General features: G+C 48.8%; 19 protein-coding genes. 5 read left to right on the forward strand and 14 right to left on the reverse strand.

All coding sequences use genetic code 11. The annotated features are described in order from the left end of the window. Positions 1–203: 203 nt before the first annotated feature. Positions 204–2,462: an OPT family oligopeptide transporter gene (locus H8K38_RS04540; protein ID WP_186883615.1), complete on the forward strand. Its 2,259-nt coding sequence runs from the start codon at positions 204–206 to the stop codon at positions 2,460–2,462. A gap of 167 nt (positions 2,463–2,629) precedes the next feature. Continuing rightward, positions 2,630–2,896: a hypothetical protein gene (locus H8K38_RS04545; protein WP_186883616.1), complete on the forward strand. Its 267-nt coding sequence runs from the start codon at positions 2,630–2,632 to the stop codon at positions 2,894–2,896. A gap of 51 nt (positions 2,897–2,947) precedes the next feature. On the opposite strand, the gene flgL is transcribed toward H8K38_RS04545, so the two are convergent. From flgL to flgB, 11 genes are all read right to left on the reverse strand, one after another. Beyond that, positions 2,948–4,162, reverse strand: a complete 1,215-nt coding sequence (gene flgL, locus H8K38_RS04550; protein ID WP_186883617.1) for a flagellar hook-associated protein FlgL — start codon at positions 4,160–4,162, stop codon at positions 2,948–2,950. A 7-nt stretch (positions 4,163–4,169) separates the two neighbouring features. Continuing rightward, complete coding sequence (flgK, locus tag H8K38_RS04555) at positions 4,170–6,416, reverse strand: flagellar hook-associated protein FlgK (RefSeq protein ID WP_186883618.1); 2,247 nt, start codon at positions 6,414–6,416, stop codon at positions 4,170–4,172. A gap of 118 nt (positions 6,417–6,534) precedes the next feature. Continuing rightward, positions 6,535–7,458 carry a flagellar assembly peptidoglycan hydrolase FlgJ gene (gene flgJ / locus H8K38_RS04560; RefSeq protein WP_186883619.1) on the reverse strand — a complete coding sequence of 308 codons (924 nt, stop codon included), beginning with the start codon at positions 7,456–7,458 and terminating at the stop codon, positions 6,535–6,537. Between the two features lie 9 nt (positions 7,459–7,467). Further along, positions 7,468–8,538: a flagellar basal body P-ring protein FlgI gene (locus tag H8K38_RS04565; protein ID WP_255422834.1), complete on the reverse strand. Its 1,071-nt coding sequence runs from the start codon at positions 8,536–8,538 to the stop codon at positions 7,468–7,470. A 78-nt stretch (positions 8,539–8,616) separates the two neighbouring features. Continuing rightward, entirely contained in the window at positions 8,617–9,279 is a 663-nt protein-coding gene (locus tag H8K38_RS04570) for a flagellar basal body L-ring protein FlgH (RefSeq protein ID WP_186883621.1), read from the reverse strand. A 24-nt stretch (positions 9,280–9,303) separates the two neighbouring features. Continuing rightward, entirely contained in the window at positions 9,304–10,086 is a 783-nt protein-coding gene (gene flgG, locus H8K38_RS04575; RefSeq protein ID WP_186883622.1) for a flagellar basal-body rod protein FlgG, read from the reverse strand. A 72-nt stretch (positions 10,087–10,158) separates the two neighbouring features. Next, positions 10,159–10,899: a flagellar basal-body rod protein FlgF gene (flgF, locus tag H8K38_RS04580; RefSeq protein WP_186883623.1), complete on the reverse strand. Its 741-nt coding sequence runs from the start codon at positions 10,897–10,899 to the stop codon at positions 10,159–10,161. 54 nt (positions 10,900–10,953) lie between these two features. Continuing rightward, on the reverse strand, positions 10,954–12,306 hold the full coding sequence (gene flgE / locus H8K38_RS04585; protein WP_186883624.1) for a flagellar hook protein FlgE: 1,353 nt from the start codon (positions 12,304–12,306) through the stop codon (positions 10,954–10,956). Positions 12,307–12,357: 51 nt separating this feature from the next. Beyond that, positions 12,358–13,026 carry a flagellar hook assembly protein FlgD gene (locus H8K38_RS04590; protein ID WP_186883625.1) on the reverse strand — a complete coding sequence of 223 codons (669 nt, stop codon included), beginning with the start codon at positions 13,024–13,026 and terminating at the stop codon, positions 12,358–12,360. A 21-nt stretch (positions 13,027–13,047) separates the two neighbouring features. Next, on the reverse strand, positions 13,048–13,452 hold the full coding sequence (flgC, locus tag H8K38_RS04595; protein ID WP_186883626.1) for a flagellar basal body rod protein FlgC: 405 nt from the start codon (positions 13,450–13,452) through the stop codon (positions 13,048–13,050). A gap of 5 nt (positions 13,453–13,457) precedes the next feature. Beyond that, positions 13,458–13,859: a flagellar basal body rod protein FlgB gene (gene flgB / locus H8K38_RS04600; RefSeq protein ID WP_186883627.1), complete on the reverse strand. Its 402-nt coding sequence runs from the start codon at positions 13,857–13,859 to the stop codon at positions 13,458–13,460. 195 nt (positions 13,860–14,054) lie between these two features. Here flgB and flgA point away from each other — a divergent pair, with 195 nt between their 5' ends. The 3 genes from flgA to H8K38_RS04615 all read left to right on the forward strand — a co-directional run bounded on the left by flgA (position 14,055) and on the right by H8K38_RS04615 (position 15,657). Continuing rightward, a complete protein-coding gene (gene flgA / locus H8K38_RS04605) occupies positions 14,055–14,762 on the forward strand; it encodes a flagellar basal body P-ring formation chaperone FlgA (protein ID WP_186883628.1) in 708 nt (235 codons plus the stop codon). Between the two features lie 107 nt (positions 14,763–14,869). Next, the gene (gene flgM / locus H8K38_RS04610) at positions 14,870–15,175 is read left to right on the forward strand and encodes a flagellar biosynthesis anti-sigma factor FlgM (RefSeq protein ID WP_186883629.1); all 306 of its coding nucleotides are present in this window, start codon (positions 14,870–14,872) and stop codon (positions 15,173–15,175) included. Positions 15,176–15,177: 2 nt separating this feature from the next. Continuing rightward, positions 15,178–15,657, forward strand: a complete 480-nt coding sequence (locus tag H8K38_RS04615) for a flagella synthesis protein FlgN (RefSeq protein WP_186883630.1) — start codon at positions 15,178–15,180, stop codon at positions 15,655–15,657. Positions 15,658–15,718: 61 nt separating this feature from the next. Here H8K38_RS04615 and motD read toward each other — a convergent pair whose 3' ends face one another. The 3 genes from motD to H8K38_RS04630 are packed head-to-tail and all read right to left on the reverse strand — an operon-like array spanning position 15,719 to position 17,960. Continuing rightward, the gene (motD, locus tag H8K38_RS04620) at positions 15,719–16,498 is read right to left on the reverse strand and encodes a flagellar motor protein MotD (protein ID WP_186883631.1); all 780 of its coding nucleotides are present in this window, start codon (positions 16,496–16,498) and stop codon (positions 15,719–15,721) included. 2 nt (positions 16,499–16,500) lie between these two features. After that, positions 16,501–17,247: a flagellar motor protein gene (locus tag H8K38_RS04625; protein ID WP_186883632.1), complete on the reverse strand. Its 747-nt coding sequence runs from the start codon at positions 17,245–17,247 to the stop codon at positions 16,501–16,503. Next, positions 17,229–17,960, reverse strand: coding sequence for an RNA polymerase sigma factor FliA (locus H8K38_RS04630; protein ID WP_186883781.1), 732 nt, complete (start codon positions 17,958–17,960; stop codon positions 17,229–17,231). Before H8K38_RS04630 ends, H8K38_RS04625 begins: the two co-directional genes overlap by 19 nt. Positions 17,961–17,964 lie beyond the last annotated feature (4 nt).

A 17,964-nucleotide genomic window follows, 5' to 3' on the forward strand; every position in this document is an offset into this window, starting at 1 on the left:
ACGAGTGATCCGGTGGCGGTCAGTAAATATTTCGCAGCACGGTGCACATACGATTGCGCAGAAAAGAAAAAAAGCGTGATAATGCGCGATCGGTGTTAATTGCTTAACGTTTCGTCACAACGTAATAACGAAAAGCAATATCAGGCGGGCCCGGGGGAATACAGCAATACGGGCTCTTCATTGACAATAAAAAAGGTAATTCAATGCCAAAAGAAACGTCAGCTTCTTCATTCAAGCCGTACATACCGGCATCGGCACAACTACCGGAAATGACAGCACGCGCTTTAATCATGGGTGTCATTCTCGGTATGATCTTTGGTGCTTCATCGCTGTATCTGGTACTAAAAGTCGGTTTAACGGTCAGCGCATCGATTCCGGTCGCCGTCATTGCGATCACGCTATTCCGCCTGTTTAATAAGTTCGGCGGTAAAGATTCAACCATCCTTGAAAACAGTATTACGCAGACCGCCGGCTCTGCAGGTGAGTCGCTGGCATTTGGTCTCGGCGTCACCATGCCGGCGATACTGATTCTGGGTTTTGATCTGGAAATTTCGCGGGTAATGCTGGTCGGCTGCCTCGGTGGCTTGCTGGGTATTCTGATGATGATTCCTATGCGCCGGACGATGATCGTCGAAAAGCATGGCGAACTGAAATATCCGGAAGGCACGGCATGTGCGGAAGTATTGAAAGCCGCAGCGACCGATACGTCACGCGAAGCAGCCGGAGAAAGCAGCAACCCGCATGCACAGGACGATGCCAATCGCCGCGCTAAAATTATCTTTGCGGGTTTTGGCATAGGCTTGCTGTACAAAATTGCAAACGTTGCGTTTAAAGGCTGGAAAGACACACCGGAAGTCACCTTCGGCGCACCTCTCAAAGCTGGTTCGCTGGGCGCGGAAGTGTCGCCAGAATTACTCGGCGTCGGCTACATCATCGGCCCGCGCATTGCCGCCGTGATGGCTGCGGGTGGCGTCATGTCTTACCTGTTGCTGATTCCGATGATCAAATTTTTCGGCGACGCACTGCTAACACCACTGGCACCTGCAACCAAACTCATCAGCGAAATGAGCCCGCATGATATCCGCAGCTCGTATATTCTTTACATCGGTGCAGGTGCAGTTGCGGCGGGCGGGCTGATCAGTCTGGTACGCGCGATGCCAACCATCTGGCGCAGCCTTTCAGCTGGTCTGGCTGGTATGCGCAATGGTAAAAACGATGATGTAGCGACATTGCGTACAGATCAGGATATTCCGATGAAATGGGTTGTGATCGGCGCACTCGCCATCATTGCCATCATTACCTTCGCCACGCCGCTGCACATGAATTTTCTCGGTGCCTTGCTGATACTGGTATTCGGCTTTCTGTTTGTCACCGTCTCCTCGCGCCTGACGGGTGAAATCGGTTCCTCATCCAATCCAATTTCCGGCATGACTGTAGCAACGCTGTTATTCACTTGCCTGATTTTCTTGCTGATGGGCTGGACTGGCGGTCAATATTACGTCACTGCTTTGTCGGTCGGCGCGATTGTCTGTATCGCTTCGAGCAACGGTGGAACAACTTCGCAAGACTTAAAAACCGGCTACCTGGTGGGTTCAACACCACGTCTGCAACAATATGCGATTTTGGCAGGAGCGCTGTCGTCCGCATTGATTCTCGGCCCTATTCTGTTGAAACTGAATGATGCTGGCACGGTATATGTACCGGCAGCGCAGGTCGCTCCGACATTAAGCACGGATGCTGGCAAACTGACAGAAACAGCCAGTTTGCAAGGTCCGCAGGCAGAGCAGGATAAAGCAAGTTACAAGGTCTGGCATAAAACCGATACTGTTGGCGGCCCGGCAGGCAAGTATCTGGTCGATAACGCTGGCAAAGCCGTGTACCTGGTTGATCCGGGCATCAACGGTGCCTATAACAAACGTCCTGACGGTACTGAAGTCAAGAAATACGACGCTCCAAAAGCCGTACTGATGTCTTACATCATCAAGGGCATACTCGATCAGCAACTGCCATGGACGCTGGTTTTGTTCGGCGTCATGATCGCACTTGTACTTGAAATGGCGGGCATACCATCGCTGGCATTTGCGGTCGGCGTCTATCTGCCTTTATCTTCGTCCGCCCCTTTGTTTGTCGGCGGCATGATACGGTGGCTGGTGGATCGCCGTAACAACAAACTCGATCAGTATAAATCGCTGAATGAGGAAGAAATGCAGGCCGCTGGCGACCGCAGTTCTGGTGTCTTGCTTTCCTCCGGCTATATCGCAGGTGGTGCGCTGGCGGGCATCGTGATTGCATTTACTGCGGGCATTCTGACCGGTTTCGACAAAGCGATCGGTGACTGGGCTACTACACACAATCCATTCTTTGAAGGCGCTTACGCGAATGGATTAACGCTGATCCCGTATGCCGTCATCATTGTGACCCTGTATCTGGTTGCCCGTGAAAAGAATGTAAAAGCAAGCTGACCAGCCACTTAGCCAGACTTAAGCCAGCTCTGAACCGAGCGGCGAAAAAATTAAAAGGACTTAAATCAGTATAGATTTAAGTCCTTTTTCATTGGCATAGTCAGCACGCTTCTTCGTCCGGAAATTTGCCAGTACAATGACAGCCACACCAATTTAAAATTAAATTCATGTCCACCACACCCATCCTCGATTGCAAAAATCAAGCCGTCGCTATCGGCGATATTGTCCGTGTCATCACACTCAGTAAAAAATTTATCAATAATTTCCCCGAAGACGAGCGCATCCTAATTGAATCGATGATCGGGCAATTTTTCAAAGTGATCGATCTGGATGAAGACGGTTATCCGTGCGTTATGCGGGAATGGCACGATGAGCGTGGCATACTGCAAACGCATGTCATCGCTTTGGATTCCGAAGAAATGGAAAAGGTGTGAATCTGCACATCTGACAGACTCACACCTTGAAGAGTGCCCAGCAAAAAATATTTAATTAATATAGTTAAACAAGGACAGCCCGGCAGTTTTTACAAACGATTGCTGCGCTGCCTGTAAAGTAGTTTGCTGTTGTGATAACGACGTCAGCGCTTTCACATAATCCAGATCCTGAATATCTGACAACGCAGATTTATAGTTCAGTGCATTTGCAGAGCCAAAACTATCAAGATCATCAATTTCCTTCAGACTTGAACCTAATTGCGCACGTGCCGTTAACACATTACTTAGGGACGCATCCAGATTGTTATTCCCCTGCGCTAAAGCAGCTGCCAGATCTTTCTTTGCGCTGCTTGTCGTTGCAGGAGTATTGAGCGCATTAATAATGTCAGTCAGCGTCTCAAAAATATTCTGATTGCCTGGCTGCACACTGAAATGATCTCCAGGCCCTGGTGCGCCGGGTGTATTGGTCAGAGTAATATCCATGCCATCAACCGTCACCGTTGCCGGGCTGGTGTAAGCGGTACTTGGCACGACTACAGCGCCGGTCGTTTTATTCGTTACGGTAAAATTCAAGCCCGTGGAGTCAAATGCAATATCGTAGTTCTGACCCGTCAATGCATTTGCTGTCGGTGCGTTGATAGTGACTGCGGCAACGACCTGCCCATTGTTTGAAGGATTCGGAACAACATTGAACTGCCCTGGCGACGTACGGATATTCTCAAAAATCTGTGTTCCGGGAGTACTCAACGGCAACTGGCGCGATGTTTCAACCTGCAGATATCGCTGTCCCTGATCACCGTTATATGTTGCTCCGTTGATCGTCTTTGTATAAGGCGCAGTCGTTGTCGAAAAACCGGAAAACAAATAGGCGCCAGTTCCGTCTGTCGCGTTCGCCAGACCTAACAACTGATCAAGATTACTCTGCATTTCAACCGCAATGTAACTGCGGTCTTTATCATTCAGCGTTCCGTTGCCGGCACTGACGATAAGGGTTTTAAGGTTGTGCAGCGTTGTTGTGACGTTGCCGAGAGTGCTTTCAGCCATACTCAGATTATCTTTGGCATTCGCCCGATTCACCGCATACTGCTCATTGATTGCATCGGCCTGCGTGATCACCAAAGCACGCGCCGAGCCTATAGGATCATCCGCTGGCGTAAGTATCTTGCGCCCGGAAGCAATCTGTTGTTGCGTACGGTTCAGAGAGGATTGCAGATCGCTGATACGGGAACCTCCGCCCTCATAGATCATACTTGTGCTGATACGCATAAATTACCTACCTTCCGATGGCCAGTATTGCGTCGAATAACTGACTGGCAATCTGCATCAATTTGCCGGCAGCCTGATATGCCTGCTGGTATTTAAGTAAATTGGCGGCTTCTTCATCCAGATTCACGCCAGAGATGGATTGTTGATTATCCGTTGCATTCTTCAACAAGGTCGCTTCAGACGCTGTCGTGATACCCAATTCATGTGTTTTATTACCAACCTGACTAACAAATTGTGCGTATGCACCTTGTATCGTCGTAGTACTGCCAACCATGCTGTTTTTTGTCTGTATACCCGCCAACAATAAGGCATTCCGGTTATCGCCGGAACCCGTCACATTGGCTGAGATATTAAACACGTCGCTGTTCGAAGGCGTACCAGAAAGAGTGAAACTTGTCCCAGAATAGCTATACGTTGCACCGTCAGAATAAGGAACTGCTGTACCCGCAGGATAAGTAGTCGACGTTGCCCCCTTGGTAACGGTAACATTCGCGTTTGCAGGAAAACCAGTCAGGGTATTTCCCGCGGAATTAAAGGTTAATTTGGATGCTGCCACAGGAACAGATGGCGACACAGTAAAAGTATCACCATTTGCCGGTGCTCCAGAACTGTTCTGAACCGTAAAACTCATACCGGAAAAACTGATCTTCGCGCCTGTCGTATAAGGTACTGTTGCCGGAGGCGCATAATTTGTTGTGGTCGCGCCCACAGTCACAGACACATTGACTCCGGCTGGAAAGCCAGTGAATGAACCGCCGGAATATGTCAGCGTGACTGGCGGTGCGACGGAAGAGCTTGCGAAAGAACTATCTGTTTTAACCGCACTAATGGTTGCAGTTGCGGAGGTTGATGCGCTCGCGACAGCAGAATCCACTGTGCCAACTGAAATTTTTCCATTACCGATGTTCGTTGTCGGTACTGCCGTTTTGATCGCCGCAGCAACCGCAATTTTAGACGGGTCAATCACATCAACGGAAAACCCTGCTGCGGCAGCCAGGGTAGGACGAATCAAAAACTCATCTCCGGTCGCAGGCTGAGCCGCAGGTGGCTGCGGAAATTCCATCGTAATGCCGTCAATTTTGATCGGCTGTGATGTCGCAGTCTGGGTCTGACCATCCGACACGCGGATAACACGGTAATTTCCGGGGCTGGTTACCTGCAAACGATAATCACTGGTGGTCAGTGCGCTGACATCGGAGATATTCGCCGTCACATCAGCATTCGTTGTATTTGATGTACTTGGCGTTGTAATTGGTTGGGGAATATTAAAGAACTTCGCACCAGTCGCACCGTTCAGATCTTGCCCCAATGCGTGCTGCTCATTGAATGCCGTGGCAATACCAATCGCCACACGCCCGATCGCATTCTGCGCAGGGTCTAAAGTATTGGCCCTAAAATCAAAGAGCCCGCCCAAAACGCCGCCTGGCAAACCATTTTCGGCAATTTGCACCGACGTACCGTTAGCAGAATACGAGACTTCCGCTCTGGTCGAATCAGTTTTAGAGACACTTAATTCGAGCTGATTAACGACCCCGCCCAGAACAAGCGGTTGCCCATTCCCGATAAACACATTGAATTTATTATCTTGAGGTATCACCGTGACTTTGGTGTACTTCGACATTTCTGTGATTAACTGGTCGCGTTGATCAAGTAAGTCATTTGGTGGTGAACCCGTTGTGCTGACTGACTTGGCAATCGTCTCATTTAAATTGGCGACTTGCGACGCATACGTATTGATTGCGGTGATCGCACCGCCAATCTGACCGTTGACGTTCTGTCTGATCTCGTCCAGACGGGTCTGTAAACTATTGAAACGGCCAGCCAATGACTGCGCACTGGATAAAACCGCCTGACGTGCAGCTGCACCGGCAGTTCCGTTCGGACTCGCAGAAAGATTTTGTATAGATGTGAAAAACTCTTGCAATGCCGGCGTCACTCCTGCTGTCGGATCGGCAACCAGATTATTGATTTGTTGAATTTGCGAGTAATAAGCATCAGCCTGGTTCTTGGTAGTCTGCGTCGCATTCACTTGCTGGCTGATAAATGCGTCGTATTGTCGCTGTATCTGGCTGATGGAGACGCCCTGCCCAACAAAAGAACCACCCAGCAATTGCGGCGCATTCGCCGATTGCAACACAACCTGGCGGTTATAACCTGCCGTCCCAGCGTTGGCAATATTATGTCCAGTGGTACTAATTCCCACTTGGGCAGCGGCCAATGCGGTTTGCCCGATGTTCAGAATATTTGTACCCATAATTTAACCTATTGATTATTTGAGCTTTGTTGAGCTATCACCTTAAGGTTTTCGGAGAAAAACACAAAAACTTTAATGTAGTAAAAATAATAACTAACAGTTAACCAAGACCGTCACATTACGTCGACAATGTTTGCTTGATTATTTTAGTCAGTTTATTGGCGTATTGCGGGTCAGTCGCATAACCTGCCTTTTGCAGGCCGACAGCAAAACTGGTCGCATCTTTGGCATTTGCAATGACATTTTCATAGCGAGGATTTTTTGTCAAAAGCTTTGCGTAGTCTTTGAATGCATCTGCGTAGGAATCATAGGCTTTAAATTTTTCAACTTTACGATAGGCGACACCGTTGACATATTCCGTTGTTACCGCATCAACAGTTTTTCCCTTCCATTTACTGGTCGCCTTCATGCCAAAAATATTGTGACTGGTGCTGCCATCGACTGTTTTAATTTCACGGCGCCCCCAACCACTTTCCAGCGCCGCTTGTCCGAGCATGAATTTAGCCGGAATTCCCGTCGCCTTACTTGCCGCCTCAGCGTCGGCACTTAATTTTTCCTGAAATTCACGAACGTGTGCCGGTCCCGAAAAACTCGTCTTCGCCGCTGTGGCAGGTTGTTGCTCAAATTTCAGATTATCCAGATACGAACTGATGCCTCTGGCGTTACCCGCGATGTTCCCACTAATACCGACGCCATTGCTAGCAGTAGTATCATCCGTTTGCAACGCCTGGCTCACCGCATTATTAGTCAATTGCCTTACCAGTGCATCGGCAAGACCGATACCGCGGTTTGCCATCGACTGCGACAATTGCTGATCAAGCATCGATGTGTAGGTACGAGTTTGTTCATTGTCGAAGGCACCATCCTGGCCGCCAGCCTGACGCATGGATTTCAGCATCATATTCATGAACAATGCCTCAAACTGCTTGGCTGCTGCCTTGATAGATTCGGGGGAATTATCTTTCGCCGATTGCTTAAGTCCATCCAGACTCTTGCTATCGAAAGCTAATTTATTATCCGAAAGATCAGCACGACCGATCATGAGGCATCCTTAAATAATTTCAAGTTCTGCACGCAAAGCACCAGAGGCTTTAATCGCCTGCAAAATCGCCAGCAGATCCTGTGGCGTTGCACCGATCGCATTTAAAGCTTTCACGACATCGGCTAACGATGTGCCTGCCTTCAGCATCATTAATTGCCCCGCATCTTTTGTGATACTAATGCCAGAGTTTGCAGTTGCTGCGGTTTGACCACCCGCCAAAGCATTTGGCTGACTGATCGCGTTATCCGTATTAATGACAACGGAAAGATTGCCGTGTGCGACAGCGCAGGAATCCAGCGTAACGGCCTGATTCATCACGATAGAGCCTGTCCGCGCATTCAAGATCACTTTTGCCACAGTCTGCGCCGGAGTCACATCCAGACTTTCCAAAGCACCTAAAAATGAGACCCGCTGATCTGCACCGACCGGTGCTTTCACCTGAATCGCACGACCATCCAGTGCGGCCGCAGTCTCCGGGCCAAAACGCCGGTTAATCGCATCGACAACTCTGCTTGCGGTAGAAAAATCTGATGTATTCAATTCCAGTTGTATCGTATTTCCCTGGCCGACAGAACTGGGAACTGCCCGTTCCACTGTCGCTCCCGAAGAAATACGTCCTACGCTCAGATGATTGACTTGTGCTTTACTACCATTCGCAGAAGCGCCGACGCCACCGACCAATACGTTGCCTTGCGCCATCGCATAAATCTGGTTATCCGCACCTTTGAGCGGTGTCATCAACAAAGTACCGCCACGAAGGCTCTTCGCATTCCCCATAGACGATACCGTCACATCCAAAGCTTGCCCCGGTTGTGCGAACGGTGGAAGCGAAGTAGTTACCATGACTGCCGCGACGTTTTTCAACTGCAAACTCGTACCGACAGGCAAAGTAACCCCCATCTGCTGCAACATACTCACGATACTTTGTACCGTAAACGGCGTTTGTGTAGTCTGATCACCGCTTCCATCAAGGCCGACAACCAAGCCGTAACCCAGCAGCTGATTCTGACGAACGCCCTGAATACCGGCAAGGTCTTTCAACCTTTCGGCCCGGCATTCTGCCGTCAGCGTCATGCCCATCGTCAGAGTAATGAGCAGAGTGCAAAGCGACGACCGCAACTGCGTATATTTTTTCATATTCAACCTATTTTCAGTTTCTTACATAGGAAGAAAACTGAGGAAGAAACGCGTCAGCATGGAGTTCGCCTCAGCCTTATCGATTCTCGTCGTTGAGCGGTATTCAAATCTGGCATCGGCCACCTGCGTGGACGGTACAACATTGCCCGCTGCGATGGTCTGAGGATTGATCACGCCGGAAAACCGGACGAACTCAGCGCCCTTATCAAAGGCAAGTTGCTTTTCACCACTGACGAGCAAATTACCATTGGGCAGAACATCAATCACAGTCACAGCAATCGTCCCAGTAAAACTGTTACTCGCCGTTTCCGCACCTTTTTCATCAAATTTTGAAGAGCCGTTGGTACTCAGCCCCAACTGTGCCGTGGTTGAGGACTTCACACCAAATACTGCCGGTGCAGCCAGCGATAGACCAGACGATTTACTGGAAGAACTCGCGCTGCCTTTTGCTGCTGAAGTTCTTTCACTGATAGAGATTGTCAATACATCGCCCACCATTCTGGGCTTCGCGTCTTCATATAAAGGACGATAACTTGCCGACTGAAAAATCGCACCATTAATTTCTTTGTGCGGTTTCGCAGACTGCGCCGGCAACGATGTTGGCTGATGCACGATGGCAGGCGGGGTCACAGCACAACCGGCCAGCAACAAGACGACACTACCGGAAAAAAATAAAGCCTTCATGATGTCCTCAACTAGTTACCAGAATCAGAGTTGCGTTAATTTTTGCAACATCTGATCAGAGGTCGTAATCGCCTTACTGTTAATTTCGTATGCACGCTGCGTCTGTATCATGTTGACCAATTCTTCAGCAACATTCACGTTCGAGGTCTCGACAAAATTTTGCATCAGTAACCCTGCGCCGTTTGTGCCTGGTGTATTAGTTCCGGGATTGCCTGACGCGGCCGTCTCTGAGTACAAGTTTTCGCCCAGAGCCAACAAACCTGTCGGGTTAATAAACGTCGCGAGCTGAATGGAACCAACTTGCACCGGCGCGCTGGAGCCTGGCTGCGTGACAGAAACAGTGCCATCGCGTCCCACAGTAATCGACTGCGCATTGGCAGGAATCGTGATTGCAGGCTGAATCACAAAGCCACTTGATGTGACTAATTGCCCCTGACTATCCATCTGAAAAGAGCCATCACGGGTGTAAGCAGTCGAGCCATCAGGCATCAACACCTGAAAAAAACCCTGACCTTGAATCGCCACATCTTTCGCATTGCCGGTTTGTTGCAGATTGCCTTGTGTGAAAATTTTCTCGGTTGCAACTGTACGTACACCAGTGCCTAACTGCAGCCCCGAAGGCAGTTGTGTTTGCTGCGAACTTTGCGCACCAGGCTGACGTATAGTCTGATATAACAAGTCTTCGAAAACTGCACGTGAACGCTTAAATCCGGTAGTGCTGACGTTCGCCAGATTATTGGTAATCACATCCATTTGTGTTTGCTGTGAATCCAGGCCAGTCTTGGCGATCCAGAGTGAACGTATCATTTATTTCTCCTGTACGCCCTGCGGCGTAATGAACAGCTTAATTTGCTACCGGTTATTCTGCGCCTAAAACGACTAACCCAAACTGAGGATCTGACTGGCTTTTGTCGCGTTATTCTCCGCATTCTGCAAAAGACGCATTTGCATTTCAAATTGCCGACCAAGGTTAATCATGGTCACCATCGATTCCACCACGCTGACATTACTGTTTTCCAGCATACCGCCAGCTACACCGACCGCAGCGTCTGCATCGGCAACGGTGCCGTCTTTCGTTTTAAATAATCCATCATCACCGCGTACAAGATTTTCTTCTGGCGGATTTACCAGTTTTAAGCGACCGATCACTTGCACCGCATTTGGATTGGAGCCGACTGGCACAGTTGAAACGGTACCGTCCTTTGCAATTGCAATCGACACGTCCGGCGGAATCGTAATCGGACCGCCGTCGCCAATCAGATTTAAACCATTCTGCGTTTGCAAAACCCCGTTTTCACTTAATTTCAGGCTGCCACTGCGGGTGTAGCCCTCAGAACCGTCAGGCTTTTCTACCGCCAGCCAACCTTTGCCCTGAACCGCAACGTCCAGTTCACGCCCAGTCAATTGCAAACTACCCGCAGAGAAATCCGTACCTACCGTCGCGTCAACAACAAACGCGCGGGTTGGCAGCTCCGCCCCCTGCACCGGCACTGCCCTGAAGGAATCTAATTGAGCACGAAACCCTGTCGTCGTTGCATTGGCGAGGTTATGCGCGTTCGTTGCCTGCTGCTCAAGGATATGCTTGGCACCCGTCATCGCTGTATAAATCAACCTATCCATGACCACCTCCCGATAAGCACGTACTCAATTCAATATCCATTTTTATTCAGATGATTAACGCAGATTCACGATTGTTTGCAAAATCTGATCCTGTGTTTTAATGGTTTGTGAATTTGCCTGATAAACACGTTGCGCCGTGATCATATTGACCAGTTCACCGGTAAGATCAGTATTCGAGTCTTCCGTTGCCGACGCCGTTAACGCACCGAGACCACCTGAATTTGGAGGACCGACCAGAGGCTGACCAGATTCAGAAGTCTCTGCCCACTGGTTATCACCCAGCGATTGCAAACCGTTAGAATTGGTAAATGAAGCAAGCACGACCTGCCCCAACACCTTCGTCTGACCATTGGTGTAACTGCCGACAATCGTGCCGTCTTTAGCAGTATTGAACTTGGATAATTTGCCAGATGTAAAGCCATCCTGCTTCATGCTGCTGACGCTGAAATCCGAGCCGAACTGCGTTGAATTCGTGTAATCAAATTTGATGTTTGCTGTCGTATTAATCGGTGTCACAGCACCTGAAGCCACAGGCACAATCATCTGCAATGCACGCGGATCAGTTGCTGCATACGCAGGAATCGCACCAGTCAACTTACCCATATTGTCAAACGCCAGCTTACCAATCGGTGTTGGCGTCGTCGCTGCCGGCGTCAAAGCACCCGCCGCATCGAAAGGATTACCATCAACTGTCGCAAAGACATTCCATTCTATGGTGCCGGCCGTTGCCGGTGGCGTAGCAACCGGATCAACGCGCACATAGTAAGTTTGTAAAACGTGAGAATTGCCCAGACTATCGAACACCGTTACCGATGTCGATTTATTGTAGGACGTAGGATCAGTCGGAGAAAAGGCGATCGGCGTAATGACAGGTGGAATCGTCACTGGCTTTTGCGTCCCTGGCACGTATTCACGCGAATCCAGATTCATCACGCCACTGACCTTTGCTGTTTGCGCCGGCGCGATATCCGCAGTATTAATCGTAATTGGCGACGCTGACCCGGTTGAAAGCACACCCGCCGCATTCGCAATATAACCGGTCAGTTGCTGTCCTTGTGCATTGACCAGACCACCGTTTTTATCCAGTTGAAACTGACCATTACGAGTATAGGTGACAGCACCGTTTTTAATCATGCGGAAAAAGCCGTTACCGTTAATCGCTGTATCGAGCGGGTTATTGGTCGAGCTGATATTCCCTTGGGTAAATTGCTGAGCTATCGTCGACACCCGCACACCGATACCAACTGCATTCGCAGAAGCGCCACTCAATGAGTTCGCATAAACATCGGCGAACTGCACTTGCGCCTGCTTAAAACCGACTGTATTTGCATTCGAAATATTGTTACCGATCACGTCCAGTGATTTCGATGCCGCGTTTAATCCACTAAGACCTTGCTGAAAACCCATGATTTTTCTCCCTAACTTTAAATACTGCGATTACCTGAGTAATCAGCAATCTCAGAAAATTTGCTTCACATCTGCCATTGAAATTTCACCGACACCAGAAACTGTCAGCTTCACACCTTGCGACCCCGAACTCACACTATTCACCATACCGAAACATAATTTAGTCACATCCAATGCTTTTTCGCCTGAGCTCGCGGCAACATCAAACGTATAAGTACCATCGGCGACCGCTGCCCCAGAATCATTTTTTCCATCCCAGGTCAGATCGTTCACACCCGCGGGCAAAGCACCGAGACTCAGCTTGCGCACCGTTGCGCCGGCGGCGTCTTTAATCACCACTTCGACCTTATCAGCACCCTGCGGCAAATCCACAGCGTAGATCCCCTTCGCGCTGGAGAGTGGCAAGGAGTTCCCTGCGGTCATCACACCATGACCAATCATGTTTGCCGCCTGCAAATTCTGGCTTGCCTGCATATTGCTGCTGAGTGCCGCGAACGATGCATTCAACTTCTCAATTCCGGACACCGTCGACAATTGCGCCATCTGACTTGTTACCTGGGCATTGTCCATAGGATTCAACGGATCCTGATTCTTCATTTGCGTGACCAACAGGTTCAGAAACGTGCTCTCTGAAGTTTTTGCGGCTGATGTGCTGCTGGTCGTACCATTCATGGTATTGAGCAAGCTCTGATCAACTGTATTGCTTTGTATCGTTGTCATTACATTTCCTTTTTATGAAGGTCACTGACCCAAAGTCAGCGTTTTCAGCAACATTGTTTTCGCCGCATTCATCGTTTCAACGTTGGTCTGATATGAGCGAGATGCCGAAATCATATTCACCATCTCTTCCACCACGTTGACGTTTGGCATTGCCACGTAGCCCTTATCATCTGCGAGCGGATGTCTAGGGTCATACTTCATTTTTGCTGGTGTCGCATCCTCAACCACTTCCGTTACTTTCACTCCGGTAGAAGGTGAGCCAGCAACCGGCACCGCACTAAATACAACCTGCTTAGCCTTATATGGCTTGCCATCAGAACTGGTCACGCTGTCAGCGTTGGCCAGATTACTGGACACCACATTCAGACGCTGAGCCTGAGCACTCATGGCGGAACCAGCCACATTAAAAACATTAAAAAGCGACATGATAATTACCCCTGAATTGCTGCAAGCATGTTACGAATTTGCATATTAATAATCGTCAGACTCGCCTCATATCGAAGTGAGTTTTCGGCAAACTGATTGCGCTCAACATCCATATCTACAGTATTGCCATCGATATTGCCTTGTGAAACCGTGCGATACATCGGCTCAGCCCCCGCCACGGTTGATGCGCTGCCCAAATGCTGCGCATCCGTTTTATTCAGACTTGCCGTCGCCTGCTTAGAATCGAGATGCAGTGCGTTATTCAAAACCGATGTGAAATCAATATCTCTGGCTTTGTAATTCGGCGTATCCGCATTGGCGATGTTAGAAGCAAGCAATTGCTGCCGCTGACCACGAACAGATAAAGCTGTTTCGTGAAAACGCATGAAATCATCTAATTTAGTCATCCGAAGCCCCTCGCCAGTCCAGAGCCAGCCTTCTGCCAGCCATATAACGGTTTTCCATTATTGGCATCTTATATCCCGCAAAGACAATTCAATTCATTGAGTAAAGGCGAAAAACCTCTTCTATTCAAGCCTTAGCAAACCGATCCTGACATCTACAATGGCAACACGTTAAAAGTTATCTGCATCCGCCCGGCTATGAAACAACTTTTCAGATCAATTATTTTTTTGTTAGTGCTGACGTCGGCCCTTAATCAGGCGCAGGCGCAAACCACGGCTGCTATGCAAGATCACGAAATCATCAGAAAACTGGCAACCGACTTTTTAAATCAGCAGGCAAGAACTCAACCGGGTGAGAGTACGGTTACGATGGGACAAGTCGATAAACGGCTGAATCTGGCAGCGTGCCAGTCTCCTACAGCATTTCTGCCTAACGGAAGTAAAGCCTGGGGCAAGATCACGGTCGGGGTACGTTGCACAGCACCTGTTAACTGGGTTATTTACTTGCAGGCAAACGTACAAATCACTTCTGAATATTACGTCGCATCCCGTACCCTGAGTCAGGGACAGCTCATCACAGTTGACGACATGAGTAAAATTAAAGGCGACATATCAAATTTACCTGCTGGCATTGTTACCAATCCTGAACAGGTCATCGGCAAATCCTTGCAAAGCTCCATTTCGTCCGGCACACCTTTACGCCAGGAATTACTCCGAAGCCCGGCAGTAGTGCAACAAGGGCAATCTGTCAGAGTTGTCAGCAATGGCCCGGGGTTTCAGGTTGCCACAGATGCGCAAGCACTGAATAATGCAGCGGAAGGCCAAGTAGCTAAGGCTAAAACAAGTTCCGGGCAAACTGTCAGTGGCATTGCCAAAGCGGGTGGCGTCATTGAAATAACATATTAACAAGCACCACAATTGGAATATATTTGTACGTAAAATTAAAGTTTAAAAATACCTGGCCGATAACCGGATTGTAGAAGTAGACCATTCCCACTTTCGAGGGTATCGCCGTGAAAATTGATGACACACTAAATAAAGCTGCAAGCTTACCAAGCCAGCAGCCCGTACGGACCGAAAAAGCACCAGAGAGAGCAGTTTCCACTCCGGCGCCTTCTATTAACGTACAGATTTCCCCTCTGTCTACGCAATTGCAAGCTTTACAAAGTACACAAGCAAGTAATGGCGTATTCGAGGCAAAAAAGGTTGAAGAAATCAAATTAGCCATTTCTGAGGGACGCTTTCAAGTGAACTCCGAAAAAGTTGCTGATGGACTTCTGGAAACCGTGAAAGATTTACTTAACTCCAGAAAACGCTGAACATGACCAATACAAGCGCAAATAGTGACTCTATTCTGCATTGCTTAAAAGAAGAAAAAGAAGCAATGGCGGCACTGGCTGACTTACTCAAAGAAGAGCAAGCTGCGCTTGTAGATGGTGATGTGTCTCTGTTGACTCAGACTTCTGCACAAAAAAGTGAATTAGTTCGAAAACTGTCTGAGGCAGAAAAACTGCGTAACTCTTATCTTAAACAGCAGGGTTTCGGTGACGATGCAGAAAGTACATTAAAGTTTGTACGCCAGACACCGGAGGCACAATTGCTTTGGGATGGTTTACTGGAATTATCAGCACAAGCTAAAGAAGACAATAAAACCAATGGCCTGATGATCACACGCAGACTGTCGCAAAATCAGGCTGCACTCAGCACGTTTCAACAAGGGACAACGACAGGCTCTTTATACGGACCAAATGGGCAGTCGTCGATCAGAACAACTCCCGCCAAAGGACTTATTGTCCGCTGATCGTTCGCAAGTACATAAAAAAAGCCCCGATTGTTCGGGGCTTTTTTTATTGCGATCTTTGTCAGGGAGTAATTGGCGCTTGAGTCGCAACAGGAATATCCACTACCGGCTCTGGCAATACCGATAAGATAGTGACACTCACCCGGCGATTACGCGATCTTCCTTCAGGCGTATCATTTGAATCCACCGGTAATTTTGCTCCTTGCCCAACGGCAGTCACCCTGAAATCATCAACACCATTTTCCGTTAAAAGACGCGCTACCGTACTTGCCCGAACCGCTGATAACTCCCAATTCGAGGGAAAAACCGGATTTTTGATTGGTACATTATCCGTGTGTCCTTCGACCTGAATTGCATGATTGTCTAATTTTAATACAGAAGCAATTGCGGTCAGTGCCTGTACGGAGTCTGCGTTTAACTTAGCTTCGCCAGGTGGAAACAACAAACTTGCATTGATTTCTATCGTCACACCCCTGGCAGTTTGCGTCACTCTGACTTTACCTTCCTTGACCAAGGGCTCCAGGGCAGCAAGTACATCTTTTGCTAACCCTGTCATTACCTCCCGCTCTTTACGTATGTTTTCAGTTGATTTCCGCTTCACTATTGGCAGCGGATCTAACTTCACCACCTGTGGAGTTACTCCGGCAGCAACAGGAGAGGTAGGGTCGTTACTAAATGCGCCAGTCAGGGAGCTGGACAACACGCGATACTTTCCCTCATTCAGCGAAGAGATCGCATACATAACAACAAAAAAAGCAAACAACAAGGTAATGAAATCAGCGTAAGAGACCATCCATCGTTCGTGGTTTTCTGGCTCTTCGTGATATTTTTTTCTTGCCATGTTTAAACCTGACTACTGTGGTTATCAACCCGCTCTTCCACGATACGAGGACTATCTCCAACAGCAATGCTATAAAAAATATCGGACAACATCTCGCGTCGGGTAATTTCTCTGCCAATAATTTCTTTTAACTTATTGCTGACGGGCAGAAAAAATAAATTAGCCAGCCCAACACCATAAATCGTCGCCACGAATGCCACGGCAATACCGCCACCAAGTTTCGCAGGGTCAGTCAGATTTTCCATAACGTGAATCAGCCCCAGTACCGCCCCTAAGATTCCGATGGTCGGAGAATAGCCACCAGCTGCCTCCCAGATTTTGGCGGCCTGACGTTGCTCAATTTCATACAATGAAATATCAACGTCCAGAATGTCTTTCAGTCGCGCAGGGTCGACGCCGTCAATGACTAGCCGCAATCCCTTACTGATAAAGGCGTCATCAGAAGCATCCATGTAACGCTCAAGACTCAAAAATCCCTCGCGCCGGGCAACCGCACTCCAGATCAATGCATCCTGAATATTTTTACGGCTATTGTCTTGCGGCTCAGAAATGACCCATTTCAACATACGCAAACCGCGTCGGAAAGTACTCATACGACTCTGCAGAAGTACCGCCCCCAGCGTACCAATCGCAACAATCACAAATGCCGCTGGTTGCACTAATGAAGAAAGACGCCCGTCCTCCATTAACTGACCGGAACTGATGCCGACAACGACCAGAATAAATCCTACTAAGCTAGCCCAGTCCACGCTTTCTCCCTTAAATGCGCACGCATACGTGCAACCGCCTGGCTATGCAACTGAGAAACGCGGGACTCTGAAACGCCCATGACCGCGCCGATTTCTTTCAGATTTAACTCCTGTTCGTAATACAGGCCCATTAACAATTTTTCGCGTTCGGGCAAACTGTCGATCGCACCGATTACGGCATCACGAAAATCGTCATTCAACAGATCCTGCAAAGGATCACCGGAACTATCGGAAGAATAATGATCGAGGAAGTGCTCTTTTGTTTCTGCGTCATGGAAATCTTCGTAATACACCAACTGATGTCCGCCGCTATCTCCCAAAAGTCCCTGATACTCTCCAAGGGATAACTTAAGCGACTTGGCCACTTCTGTTTCTGTCGGCGGCCGCCCCAGTTTTTGTTGCATCTGGTTCATCGCATTTTCGATTTTCCGCATATTTTGCCGAACCCCACGCGGCAACCAGTCGGTGTTGCGTAGCTCATCGAGCATCGCGCCACGAATCCGCTGAACCGCATAGGTTTCGAATTGCGCACCATGCGTGTCTTCGTAACGACTGATCGCATCAAGCAGACCAATCATTCCAGCTTGCACCAGATCATCCACCTCAACACTGGGAGGCAAGCGCGCCTTTAATTGGTAAGCCAGTCGCTTAACCAAAGGCGCATGCTCCCTGAGGAGAAAATTTTTATCTGATTTTCCGCTGGCCGTGTACATATTC

The organism is Undibacterium sp. FT79W (assembly GCF_014284215.1).
Taxonomy (GTDB): Bacteria; Pseudomonadota; Gammaproteobacteria; order Burkholderiales; family Burkholderiaceae_D; genus Undibacterium; species Undibacterium aquatile.

Bases quoted from the DNA above. Each gene is read 5' to 3' on its own strand.
- H8K38_RS04630 (WP_186883781.1), bottom strand. From the start codon at position 17,960: ATGTACACGGCCAGCGGAAAATCAGATAAAAATTTTCTCCTCAGGGAG.
- H8K38_RS04545 (WP_186883616.1), top strand. From the start codon at position 2,630: ATGTCCACCACACCCATCCTCGATTGCAAAAATCAAGCCGTCGCTATC.
- H8K38_RS04565 (WP_255422834.1), bottom strand. From the start codon at position 8,538: ATGGGCATGACGCTGACGGCAGAATGCCGGGCCGAAAGGTTGAAAGAC.
- flgJ (WP_186883619.1), bottom strand. From the start codon at position 7,458: ATGATCGGTCGTGCTGATCTTTCGGATAATAAATTAGCTTTCGATAGC.
- flgC (WP_186883626.1), bottom strand. From the start codon at position 13,452: ATGTCGCTTTTTAATGTTTTTAATGTGGCTGGTTCCGCCATGAGTGCT.
- flgG (WP_186883622.1), bottom strand. From the start codon at position 10,086: ATGATACGTTCACTCTGGATCGCCAAGACTGGCCTGGATTCACAGCAA.
- flgB (WP_186883627.1), bottom strand. From the start codon at position 13,859: ATGACTAAATTAGATGATTTCATGCGTTTTCACGAAACAGCTTTATCT.
- H8K38_RS04570 (WP_186883621.1), bottom strand. From the start codon at position 9,279: ATGAAGGCTTTATTTTTTTCCGGTAGTGTCGTCTTGTTGCTGGCCGGT.
- flgE (WP_186883624.1), bottom strand. From the start codon at position 12,306: ATGGGTTTTCAGCAAGGTCTTAGTGGATTAAACGCGGCATCGAAATCA.
- flgL (WP_186883617.1), bottom strand. From the start codon at position 4,162: ATGCGTATCAGCACAAGTATGATCTATGAGGGCGGAGGTTCCCGTATC.
- H8K38_RS04615 (WP_186883630.1), top strand. From the start codon at position 15,178: ATGACCAATACAAGCGCAAATAGTGACTCTATTCTGCATTGCTTAAAA.
- H8K38_RS04590 (WP_186883625.1), bottom strand. From the start codon at position 13,026: ATGACAACGATACAAAGCAATACAGTTGATCAGAGCTTGCTCAATACC.
- flgF (WP_186883623.1), bottom strand. From the start codon at position 10,899: ATGGATAGGTTGATTTATACAGCGATGACGGGTGCCAAGCATATCCTT.
- motD (WP_186883631.1), bottom strand. From the start codon at position 16,498: ATGGCAAGAAAAAAATATCACGAAGAGCCAGAAAACCACGAACGATGG.
- flgK (WP_186883618.1), bottom strand. From the start codon at position 6,416: ATGGGTACAAATATTCTGAACATCGGGCAAACCGCATTGGCCGCTGCC.
- flgA (WP_186883628.1), top strand. From the start codon at position 14,055: ATGAAACAACTTTTCAGATCAATTATTTTTTTGTTAGTGCTGACGTCG.
- H8K38_RS04540 (WP_186883615.1), top strand. From the start codon at position 204: ATGCCAAAAGAAACGTCAGCTTCTTCATTCAAGCCGTACATACCGGCA.